The sequence below is a fragment of the Methylomagnum sp. genome, from assembly GCF_054333355.1.
The window spans coordinates 1-10,328 of sequence record NZ_JBTEKS010000133.1 but is presented as its reverse complement, the minus strand read 5'-3'; the positions used below and the strand labels follow the sequence as shown (position 1 = coordinate 10,328).

Sequence of the window (10,328 nt, the reverse complement as noted above, 5' to 3'; positions counted from 1 at the left end):
TAAGCAATCGCGGCAATGGTTGTTTTTCGGTTGGCTGGATTAACCTTGCAGGCGGTCGCGATAACTATGCCTTCCTGCGGAAACTGCGTCGGGATTTTGAACTCATTGATGTTCAGGAAATGCTCAATAGTCTCAATGATTGAATCATTGCAACTTTGGTTTTCTTGCGCATGAGGGGGCGTTCCCGCATAACACCAATTCCCAAGAAACGCTATTAGCGATACCTTGAAAATGAGGTTAATACGTGATTTCAAGCGAGCGCAGTAGGCTAGGTTGAGGAACGAAACCCAGCACCAGCGGAGAATAAATTGGGCTTCCACAAAGTCCCAACCCGGTCTATGGCACCAAACTACCGCCTTCCACCCCTTCGTCCCCCGTCCCCCGGCCTCCCCGCCGCTTTAGGCCGCTCCCGCTCCTTCGCCACCGGCTGATCCGACACCAACTCCACCGACTCCATCAACGCCGCCACCTGCTCCGGCGGAAGCTCCACAAACGTCCGGGCCTTCAAACGCGGCGGCAGTTCCAGCCCGCCGAACCGCACCCGGATCAACCGGCTCACCGTCACACCCTGCGAATCCCACAGCCGCCGCACAATGCGGTTGCGGCCTTCCCGCAAGGTGACGTGGAACCAACGGTTCGCGCCCTCCCCGCCAGCGACCCGGATGGTTTCAAAGCGGGCCGGGCCATCCTCCAAGGTCACGCCCTGAGTGAGCCGGTCCAGCACCGCATCGCTGATCGGGCCAAGCACCCGCACCGCGTATTCCCGCTCAATCTCGCGGGACGGATGCATGAGCCGGTTGGCCAATTCGCCATTGGTCGTCACCAGCAGCAAGCCCTGGGTGTTGATGTCCAAGCGGCCAATCGCGATCCAGCGGCCCCGCGTCGGGCGCGGCAACTGAGTGAAGATCACCGGACGGCCCTCCGGGTCGCGGCGCGTCACCACCTCGCCGGTGGGCTTGTGATACAGCAGCACGCGGGTCGGCTCCTCCGAGCGGCCAGCCATGTCGATGGGCCGACCGTTGAGTGTCACCCGGTCGTTCGGGCGGCAACGGTCGCCCAACTGCGCGGGCTTGCCGTTCAGGGTGACGCGGCCTTCCTGTATCCATTCCTCGACCTGGCGGCGGGAACCCAACCCCAACCGGGCCAGGACTTTTTGCAGGCGCTCACCGGCCTCGTCGGCGGGCGGCGGCGCGGGCAAGGCGGGTTTACTCGGTGGGTTGGGCGGGTTGGATCGGTGCTTGGGTGTCCGCATGGGGGCTGGCCTGTGAGTCGTCATCGGGTTCGGGTTCAGGAAGGGCTAGGTCCAGCCGGTCGATGAATTCCCGCAACGGCGGGAGATCGGCCAGACTGGTGAGGTTGAAATAATCGAGAAACTGCCGGGTGGTGGCAAGCAGGGCCGGACGGCCCGGCACTTCCTTGTGGCCGACGGATTGCACCCAACCCCGTTCCAACAGGGTTTTGACAATATTGGAACTCACCGCCACGCCCCGGATGTCCTCGATCTCGCCCCGTGTGACCGGCTGGCGGTAGGCGACGATGGCGAGGGTTTCCAGGAAGGCGCGGGAGTAGCGGGCCGGGCGTTCCTCGAACAGCTTGGAAACCCACGGCGAGAAGGCTTCCCGGACTTGCAGCCGGTAGCCACTCGCCACCTGCTTCAATTCGACGGGCCGATGCCGGCAATCCTCGGCCAGTTCAATTAAGGCGCGTTGAAATGCCTGCGGCTCGGGGCGCTCGGCCTCGACGAACAGGCTTTGCAGTTCGGTCAGCGCCACGGGCCGACCCGCCGCCAGCAGCGCGGCTTCGATGATGGCTTTAAGTTGCACGTCAGTCGGCGGGGCTGGCGGAGGCGGCGGCGGCGCGGATTTGTAACGGCCCGAGCGGCTCGTCCTGAAGGATTTCGATCAGCCGTTCCTTGGACAATTCGAGTATCGCCAGCAGCGACACCACGGCGCCGGGGCGGCCCTCTTTGCGCTCGAACAACTCGGCGAAGGGGATGAACAGCTCCGTCCGCAACCGGACCAGAATGCCGGACATGCGCTCCCGTACCGACAGCGGTTCCCGCTGGATGCGGTGGCTGGTCTGTTGATTCATGCGGCGCAGCACGTCCTGAAAGGCCAGCAAGACCTCCTGCAAATCGACTTGCGGGTAGACCTTGTTCACCTTGATGGCGCTGGTGTCCGTGGCAATCTCGAACACGTCCCGGTCACAACGGGGCAGGGCGTCGAGGTCTTGGGCGGCGGCTTTGAAGCGCTCGTAGTCCTGCAAGCGGCGGATCAGTTCGGCGCGGGGATCGTCCTCGTCCACGGTCGCCGCCACCGGTTTGGGCAGCAGCATCCGCGATTTGATCTCGGCCAAGAGCGCCGCCATCAGCAGGTACTCCGCCGCCAGTTCGATCCGCAACTCGGTCATCATGTCGATGTAGGCGATGTACTGGCGGGTGATGTCGGCGATGGGGATGTCGATGATCGAGAGGTTCTGCCGCCGGATGAGGTAGAGCAGTAAATCCAGCGGCCCCTCGAAGGTTTCCAGGAAGACTTCCAGCGCGTCCGGCGGGATGTAGAGGTCTTCCGGCAAATCCGTGAACGGGGTTCCTTTGACGAGGGCGATGGCTTCCGGGCGGGCGACCGTCTCGGCGATGGCGTTCATGACGAAGGGGCGGCGGGCCAATCGTAGGCCGGGCATGCACCCATCCCCGGCGCTACCCCGCGTGCGTCCAAATGTCGGGCACGAGTACGTGCCCGACCTACGGCGGGGGGCTTAGCCATTCCCGAACAACTGGTACAGGACGCCCGGCGGAATCCCGGCGGTTTCCAGGGAGTAGCCCAGCATGACACTCAGCGGCCCACCCAGAATCGCGTTCAGCGCGTGGGTGGTGATGAGCAGAATCAGGATGATGAAGCCGTAGGGTTCGATTTTGGCGAACGCCTGCGCCATTTTTGGCGGCAGCAGGCTGGTCATGATCCGGCCACCGTCCAGCGGCGGAATGGGCACCAGATTGATGAGCATCAACACGATGTTGATGTAGATGCCTGCCGCCGCCATGAACAGCAGCGGGCGGGACACGAGGCCAAAGTTGAGCAGGATGGCGAGCCTCGCGATGGCTATCCAGCCCACGGCCATCAGCAGATTCGAGCCGGGACCGGCGGCGGCGACCAGCCCGACGTCCCGTTTCGGGCGGCGCAATTTGCCCCAGTCCACGGGCACCGGCTTGGCCCAGCCGAATACGAAGTTGGTGAACACCAGCATCAAGCCCGGCAACAGTACGGTGCCGACCGGATCGACATGACGCAGGGGATTGAGGGACAGGCGTCCCAGCTTTTCCGCCGTTTTATCGCCCAGCAGCTTGGCGACCCAGCCATGGGCCACTTCGTGCAGGGTGATGGCGAACAGGACCGGCAACGCCCAAATGGCAAAGCGGCCGACAGTGGTTAATTCTTCCATCGGTTAAGGGATTGGTGGTCAGCGGGGGTTATTTGAGATTGTCGGCCACGCCCTTGCCTTGGCGCAGGATTTCGGGCCGGTCCTCGGTGAAGCCGATGATGGTGCTGGGTTCGTAGGGCACCATCCCTGCGTCGATAATCAAATCGACCTCCTTTTCCAAGCGCTCCCGGATGTCCTCGGGGTCGGCCATGGCTTCGTCCTCGCCGGGCAGGATCAGGGTGGAACTGAACAGCGGCTCCTGCAATTCGGACACCAAGGCCATGGTGATGGGGTTGTCCGGGAGGCGGATGCCGATGCTTTTGCGTTTGGGGTGCAGGAGGCGGCGGGGGGTTTCGCGGGTGGCCGACAGGATGAAGGTGAACGGACCCGGCGTCAGTGATTTGATGAGCCGGAAGGCCTCGTTGTTGATTTTGGCGAAGGTGGAGATTTGCGAGAGGTCGATGCAAATCAGGGTGAAGTTGTGGTCTTCGTCAAGCTGGCGGATGCGGCGCATGCGTTCCAGGGCGTCCTTGTTGTCCATCCGGCAACCGAGGGCATAGGAGGAGTCGGTGGGATAGACGACGAGTCCCCCGTCCCGGATGATGTCCACGCTGCGCTTGATGAGGCGCGGCTGTGGGTCTTTCGGATGTACCTGAAAATATTGTGCCATCTGGCTAGTTTACTATAGACGGGCGGGGTTCGGCATCGACATGAACTCTGCGCCGATGATGCTTATGCCTTGCGCGGGCGAAATTGAACGGCTTGGGGTGTTGGCTTCGACTCCGCTCAGCCAACGGCAATGGATGCCCTCAAATCGGACAACGGCGATAGCTGTTCCCTGAGCGGAGTCGAAGGGAACATCACCACCGGACATTTCCCGCCGCGTGAAGAATATTCGGCTGATCGTCCATCCGATGGCGGCGAGAAGGGGCGGGCAGCAAATCCCGCCCCTTGTGCAAAACCCACCAATTAACCGGCGGATTTTGCGGTGACCCGTTTCAAGACCAGGAAGTACACCGCGAGTGCGACCGCCAAGCCGACAAACACCGACGAATACCCCAGCATGCCCGCCGTGCCCGTGGCGTTTTGGGCGTGCAGGTTGTTCATCATGGGCTTGGCGATGGCTAGACTCCAAATGAAATTGGGAATGTAGAAAGAAAGTAACCCGGCCACCGCCCATTGAAAATTGGGTAGGCGGTGTGATTCCGCCGTGCGATAAAACCAGAAGGCAATAGCTGCCGCGATAATGCCGCCAAACATAGCTCCTCCTTTTGTAGTTATGAATTGTAAAGCCGACGGATGTCGGCCCATTCAGAGACTTTCTGGCGGCGACAAGGTTCCTTTCGTGAATCCCACGGCTTCTTCCAAAAGGCTTTATGTAAGTCCTGATGGAGTGATTACCGACCCAGGCTGGTGGTGATCCGCTCCATCAAATATCCCAGGCAATCCTGCCGGATGATCTTTTCGTCCAAGGTGAACATGGACGGCATCAGGCTTTTCTTCAACGCCAACCGGCCTTCCTGAATCTCGAAATAATCCCCGGCCACGTCCCGCCCGGTTTCGTCCATGGCCTGCACCGGCAGGCGGTCCAGATGATCGGCCACTTCGCCCAGGTCCGTGCCCGCCGCCAAGTCGGTGAAGTTCAGGTGGTCGAGGTCGTCATTTAAGAGCAGGTCCAGATTCTCGCCCTGAAAGCCGAACGCGCAGTCTTCCCGCACCGTCACCTGAGCGAGGGTGTGGTAGAGGTCGATGTCGTGAGCGGCCACGGGATGGTCCGGGACTTCCGCCAGATGCAGGCAGGCGTCCAGATATTCGAACGCGTGTTCGGCGCCGTGGGCGTGTTCGGACTTGCCGCATTCCAGGGTGACGGCGGGGCACAGCGCGGCGAAGGCGGCGGTCTGGGTGCCCTTGGGATGGGTGAAATACGTGACCAGCCGATTGAACATCGTCGCCAGATGGAAGAACCGATGATCCAGCCGGTTCACGCAGGCGTAGTGGGGATTCAACCCGGTGTTGTTGTGGACGTCGATGCTGGCGAAGACCTTCCGCCGGGCCATGGCTTCAACCACGCCCGCCATCAAGGCCGTTTCCGCGCAAGGCTCGTGGGGCGTGCCCGGCCACACCCGGTTGAAATCCGGCTGTCCGTCCAGGCGGCGGACGCCGTGCTTGGCGGCTTCGATGTTGCCAAAGAAGATCGACAGGGCGCGGGGCAGGGGCCGGTTTCGGTATTTTTTCAACAACCTTTGCACGGCGGAGAGCCCGGCGGATTCGTTGCCGTGCAGCAGCACCGACACGAACAGCGGCGGCTCCCGCCCGCCGGCCAGGTGGAGCAGGGCGGGGCCGGGCAGAAGGGTGTGCAGGCGGTCGGCGGGGATTTCGAGCAAGCCTTCGGGAATGGCGTCGAGTTCGACGAGTTGGGGGGCGGGCGTTACAGGGGCCATTGATGTACGGGTTCTCCGGTGCGTTGTAGGTTTAGGTACTCGCGGGTCAGGGCGTGAAAATCTTGTGGGTGCCGGGCGATGAAGCGGCGCTGCCAGTCGGCCCCGGTTTGCCCCGACGCCACCCGGCGTTCGATGATGCCAAGATAATAGGCGATGTCTCCCCCGTCGAGCTTCAAGTGACGCAGCCCATCGGCGGAGGCGGGCAATAACTCGTCCAGCACCCAGTCGGTCAGCCGCCGCTTGCCGCCCTCGCGGTCGGTCATCAGGGCGGGCAAGCCATGGCGGGCCGCTTGGTAGAAATTGTCCTTGGCGACGGCGAAGGGAATGGCCCGTTCCCATTCCTCCCGCACGAAGCTGTCGGCGAGGCCGTAGAAAAACGCCGCGTTGGCGATCATGTCCACCAGGGTCGGCCCGGCGGGAATCACCCGATGTTCGATGCGGACATGGGGCGTGCCGTCCGGGTCGAAGCCCACCAGCGCCCGGTTCCAGCGCCAGATGGTGCCGTTGTGCAGGCGCAAATGGGCGAATTGCGTCGGCGGCGTGTCCGACACGATGGGCAGCAGCACCGGGAAATGGGCCAGGTTTTCCTCGAACAACTCGGCGAGGCTGCGCTGGGCATAGCCCGTGCCGAAGCTCACCCGGTGCAAAGGACCGTGGGCGGCACCCTGGAATCCGCCCGAGTCCACCGCTTGTTCGAATAAGGGGATGCGGGTTTCCGCCCACAAATCCTTGCCGAACAGGAAGGGCGAATTGGACGCCACGCCCACCAGCGGCGCCGAGGCCAGCAGGGCCGCGTTGAAATAAGCCCGCGCTTGGTCCAGCGGCACTTGCAGATGGATTTGAAACGAGGTGGCGGCGGCTTCCAGCATCACGTCGGCGTGGCGGCTGGCGAGCCGTTCGTGGCCGCAAATATCCAGCTTGAGGGGCCGTTGCTGGCGCAGGCCGAGAATCTGCTCGTTGAGGGCGCGGTAACGGTTCATGGCGGAGATGTTGCCGAGATTCAGCATCGCCTCCCGCACCGTCGGCAAAATGCCTATCGCCAGCAAATTAAGGCCCAGGGCGTCCGCCGTGGCGCTGGCTTTGTCCCACAGGCCGTGCAAATCGGCGTACAGGTCGGCCAGCGCGGCCTCCCGCACGGGGCGTGGCTGGTTGTTGAATTCCACGTTGAAGCGGGCCAGCTCCGGGGTGGCCAGCGGGTCGTTCAACGCCACGAGGAACTCCGCGTTGAGGGGCGACGGATTCATCCCCGCGTCCACCAGCCAAGTTTCCAACTCGAACCCGGTGATGGGGCCGCGCGCCGAGCAGCGGCCTTCCCGAATCAGTTCGGAAAGGAGGGCGGTTTCCTCCGCCAGCCGGTGGCCGAAGGCTTCGAATTCGGCGGCGGAGAATTGGGTTTTGCCGATTTCCTGTCCCATGGTTCGCGTCTTCCGTCCGGGGGTGGATTGGTTTTTTCGTCGGGTGGGTTAGGCGCACAGCGTGGGAAGCTTGATATTTGTCGCCGGTGTCGCGTGCGCCTAAACCCACCCGCACGAAGAATTCATCATGCCACGGATTTAGACCGCCAAAAATAATAAAAGGGCAACCCGGCGGCCAGCAGAATCAGGCCGAATCCCGTTTCATAAGGACGCCGCAGCGCGATACTCAGGCAGAACAGCACCGCCACCAGGGCGAACAGCAGCGGAATCCACGGATACCCCAAAGTTAAGTAAGGCCGGGGCAATTCCGGGTGCCGTTGGCGCAACGCGATGACCGACAGCACCGTAATCCCGTAGAAACCCCAGGTGCCGAACAGGGCGTAATCCAGCAGCCGTTCAAAAGCGGCTTTGTCCTGCCCGAACAGCAGAATCAAGCCGCAGGCCATGAGGCATTGGCAGAGCAGGGCGATGACGGGGGTGCGCCGGGTCGGATGCAAGCGGGCCGCGCCCCGGAAAAACAGCCCGTCCTGGGCCATGGCGTAGAAAATCCGGGCACCGGTGAGGATCGAGCCATTCAAGGCCGCGAAGGTGGACACCAGCGCCGCCAAGCTCAGGGCCGTGCCGCCGAAGCCACCCAACACGGTTTGGGCCACATCCTGGGCCACCCGTTCCGAATGCTGCACCGCCGCCAAGGGCAGGGCGTAGAAATAGGCCAGATTGGCGAGCATGTACACCGCCGCCACGCCCAGCACGCCGAAAATCAGCACGCGGGGAATGGTCCGGTGCGGGTCGCGGATTTCCGCCCCGACCATGGTCAGGTTGTTCCAGCCGTCATAGGCCCACAGCGCCGCCGCCAGGGCCGCGCCGAAGCGCGTGATTTGTTCCAGCGGCCCGCCCGGCATCGGATCGCCCGCCGCTTGGAAGTGTGTCCAGGAGCCTTTGCCGCTGCCAAACACCAACACAACCAAGGCCAGAATCGCGCCCACTTTCAGCGCGGTGAGGAAGCCCTGCACGGCCCCGCCCAAGGCCACGCCCAGCGCGTTGACGGCGCTCAAGCTCACGAGGGTGGCGATGGACGCGAGCTGCATCCCGTTCAACCGCCACAGGCCGAGGCCGGTTTCGAGCCGCAGCCATTCCGCATCCAGCCCGTCGATGAAGAAACCGAGAAACAAGGCGAAAGCGATGGCGATGCCCGCAATGGAGCCGGTTTTGCCGATGACCACTTGTTGCCAGCCGAACAGGAAGCCCCAGATTGGCCCGTAGGCCCGGCGCAGGAACACATATTCCCCGCCCGCCGCCGGGAAGGTCGAGCCGAGTTCCGCATAGGTCAACGCCCCGGCCAGGGACAACAGGGCGCCCACCGCCCAAATCAGGAACACCATGCCCACCGAGCCGACTTCGCGGGCGATGGTGGCGGGCACCAGGAAAATGCCGGTGCCTATGACCGTCCCGGCCAGGATGGCGCCCGAGGTCAGCGGGCCGAGCGCCCGGCGGGGTTGCGGGTCTTGGGTCGAAATGGCGTTTGGCACGCGGCCTCCTGATCGGGTGGGGTGGGCATGGCGCGGTAATGTGGACCGGAGGCAGGGGGAATGCAAGCCGCTAGGTCGGCGGCTGGGGCAATCGCGTTATGTGTGAAACGAGGCTTTGGTCCCCTCTCCAGCGGGAGAGGGCTAGGGTGAGGGGATCAAAAAAGGATTCCTTCCCTTAACAAAGCTGATGGCTGTCCCAGTCTTGGCTTTTGGGGCGCCATATTGAAAGGGTTAAGGCAGAGAAACCGTTTAAATGCCCCTCACCCCAACCCTTTCCCCGCTGGAGAGGGAGGAAACGGATGGAGCGCTAAGCCGCTTGCTTAGGGGGCGATGTTGGAGATTGTGTCGAAGAACTTGATGGCCCGACTACGGTCCTGGTCTTCGCAGGCTTTCAATGGGAAGCTTTCGACCGCGTTTTCCGGGGAGTCGCTGTGTATCTGGTCGCCGGGATCGAGCTTCGCGACCAAGTCCAGATCGGCGGCGGCTTCCTCGGCCCGGCCCAGCTTGAGCAAGATTCGCGCCCGATTGCCTAGCGCCTCGGGCATTTGTGGATAAAGCCTGAGCGCAACATTGGAGTCGTCGAGCGCTTTGGCGTAATCGTTCGTGAGGCAATAGACCTTGGCGCGATCCATGTGAAAGGTCGCGTATTGCCTCGCTTCGATAGCTTCGGACAAGAAGCCGATGGCTCTGGGGTAGTCACCGTCCAGGGCTGCCTTCAGCCCCTTATCCCACGGGATGAAACCCCATAGCATCTTTAGGCGTGGGTTTTCGGCGGCGTAGGCTTGCGATTCATTGGCGAAACCCGCCATGGCCTCGTGCGATCCCCCCCATTGCGGCGATAGCGCCTGCATGTGCGCGCTACGGATGCGGAAACTGCTTGGAGCCACTTGCAGCGCCTGCCGCATGTACGCCCGTTCGCCTTCCCTGTCGCCCTGTAACAAGGCTGTTCTGAGTAGCAGATAATGGGCTTCGACCAAGCGTGGGCGTAGCGCCAGCGCGGCCTTAACGTGACGGGTCACCTGTCCAAACCCATTGTCCAGCCGCTTGCGTTGCTCGGGTGAGAGATTGGCGCTTTTGTTGACCCATTGGGTTTGAACAAAATGCCAGAGATATTCGGCTACAGCGAGGTGAGCCGCATAGGATTCGGGATGGATCGCCACCCAGTGATTCAGGATGGCTTCGTGGTTCAGCTTAGATTCGCTGAAAGTTTCAAAGGCGAGGGAAACATATATTTCCTGGGAGGCATCTTTTTCTGCCTTTTTTTGCAGGTTATCCAGTAGCTTGTCCAGCCCGTCGAAGTCGCGGTTTTCTAGTAGGATTAGGATGCTCATACGATCCGGGGCGCCGCTGGATTGTTTGCAGGCCAAGCCCGGTGCCACGATTAAGTACAGCATCAAAAGCAGAATTGGACTTATCGGAATAGGACAAATTTTTCGCATTGTCGTGTTCTTTATTTTGAATACGTTTTGCTTGTCCTCGCCCCATGTAAATCCCATGGTTGTTCTGACGGGGCGGTTTTTTTG

The 10,328-nt window shown here is 62.1% G+C and carries 11 protein-coding genes; all 11 read right to left on the bottom strand.

Features of this window, described 5'->3' with window-relative positions; translation table 11 throughout:
* Window positions 1-349: 349 nt before the first annotated feature.
* Window positions 350-1,252, bottom strand: coding sequence for a 23S rRNA pseudouridine(2605) synthase RluB (rluB, locus tag ACXWUF_RS11705; protein ID WP_458494861.1), 903 nt, complete (start codon window positions 1,250-1,252; stop codon window positions 350-352).
* Window positions 1,206-1,823: an SMC-Scp complex subunit ScpB gene (gene scpB / locus ACXWUF_RS11700; RefSeq protein ID WP_458494860.1), complete on the bottom strand. Its 618-nt coding sequence runs from the start codon at window positions 1,821-1,823 to the stop codon at window positions 1,206-1,208. Before scpB ends, rluB begins: the two co-directional genes overlap by 47 nt.
* Before the next feature lies 1 nt (window position 1,824).
* On the bottom strand, window positions 1,825-2,646 hold the full coding sequence (locus ACXWUF_RS11695; RefSeq protein WP_458494862.1) for a segregation and condensation protein A: 822 nt from the start codon (window positions 2,644-2,646) through the stop codon (window positions 1,825-1,827).
* 111 nt (window positions 2,647-2,757) lie between these two features.
* On the bottom strand, window positions 2,758-3,441 hold the full coding sequence (locus ACXWUF_RS11690) for a site-2 protease family protein (protein ID WP_458494859.1): 684 nt from the start codon (window positions 3,439-3,441) through the stop codon (window positions 2,758-2,760).
* Window positions 3,442-3,469: 28 nt separating this feature from the next.
* Window positions 3,470-4,090 (bottom strand): L-threonylcarbamoyladenylate synthase, encoded by a 621-nt coding sequence (locus ACXWUF_RS11685; protein ID WP_458494858.1) that lies wholly within the window; start codon window positions 4,088-4,090, stop codon window positions 3,470-3,472.
* 299 nt (window positions 4,091-4,389) lie between these two features.
* Entirely contained in the window at window positions 4,390-4,680 is a 291-nt protein-coding gene (locus ACXWUF_RS11680; protein WP_458494857.1) for a hypothetical protein, read from the bottom strand.
* 137 nt (window positions 4,681-4,817) lie between these two features.
* On the bottom strand, window positions 4,818-5,861 hold the full coding sequence (locus ACXWUF_RS11675; RefSeq protein WP_458494856.1) for a M14 family metallopeptidase: 1,044 nt from the start codon (window positions 5,859-5,861) through the stop codon (window positions 4,818-4,820).
* On the bottom strand, window positions 5,849-7,276 hold the full coding sequence (locus tag ACXWUF_RS11670) for a glutamate--cysteine ligase (protein WP_458494855.1): 1,428 nt from the start codon (window positions 7,274-7,276) through the stop codon (window positions 5,849-5,851). Before ACXWUF_RS11670 ends, ACXWUF_RS11675 begins: the two co-directional genes overlap by 13 nt.
* A 125-nt stretch (window positions 7,277-7,401) precedes the next feature.
* Window positions 7,402-8,805 carry an APC family permease gene (locus ACXWUF_RS11665; RefSeq protein WP_458494854.1) on the bottom strand — a complete coding sequence of 468 codons (1,404 nt, stop codon included), beginning with the start codon at window positions 8,803-8,805 and terminating at the stop codon, window positions 7,402-7,404.
* 320 nt (window positions 8,806-9,125) lie between these two features.
* Complete coding sequence (locus ACXWUF_RS11660) at window positions 9,126-10,136, bottom strand: DUF4034 domain-containing protein (protein ID WP_458494853.1); 1,011 nt, start codon at window positions 10,134-10,136, stop codon at window positions 9,126-9,128.
* On the bottom strand, window positions 10,075-10,328 hold a 254-nt coding region (locus tag ACXWUF_RS11655), incomplete at its 5' end, for a hypothetical protein (protein WP_458494852.1). The genes ACXWUF_RS11655 and ACXWUF_RS11660, both read right to left, overlap by 62 nt.

Excerpts from the sequence above, each read along its gene's own strand:
- ACXWUF_RS11690 (WP_458494859.1), bottom strand. The coding sequence starts at position 3,441 with ATGGAAGAATTAACCACTGTCGGCCGCTTTGCCATTTGGGCGTTGCCG.
- ACXWUF_RS11695 (WP_458494862.1), bottom strand. The coding sequence starts at position 2,646 with ATGAACGCCATCGCCGAGACGGTCGCCCGCCCGGAAGCCATCGCCCTC.
- ACXWUF_RS11685 (WP_458494858.1), bottom strand. The coding sequence starts at position 4,090 with ATGGCACAATATTTTCAGGTACATCCGAAAGACCCACAGCCGCGCCTC.
- ACXWUF_RS11675 (WP_458494856.1), bottom strand. The coding sequence starts at position 5,861 with ATGGCCCCTGTAACGCCCGCCCCCCAACTCGTCGAACTCGACGCCATT.
- rluB (WP_458494861.1), bottom strand. The coding sequence starts at position 1,252 with ATGCGGACACCCAAGCACCGATCCAACCCGCCCAACCCACCGAGTAAA.
- ACXWUF_RS11660 (WP_458494853.1), bottom strand. The coding sequence starts at position 10,136 with ATGAGCATCCTAATCCTACTAGAAAACCGCGACTTCGACGGGCTGGAC.
- ACXWUF_RS11670 (WP_458494855.1), bottom strand. The coding sequence starts at position 7,276 with ATGGGACAGGAAATCGGCAAAACCCAATTCTCCGCCGCCGAATTCGAA.
- ACXWUF_RS11680 (WP_458494857.1), bottom strand. The coding sequence starts at position 4,680 with ATGTTTGGCGGCATTATCGCGGCAGCTATTGCCTTCTGGTTTTATCGC.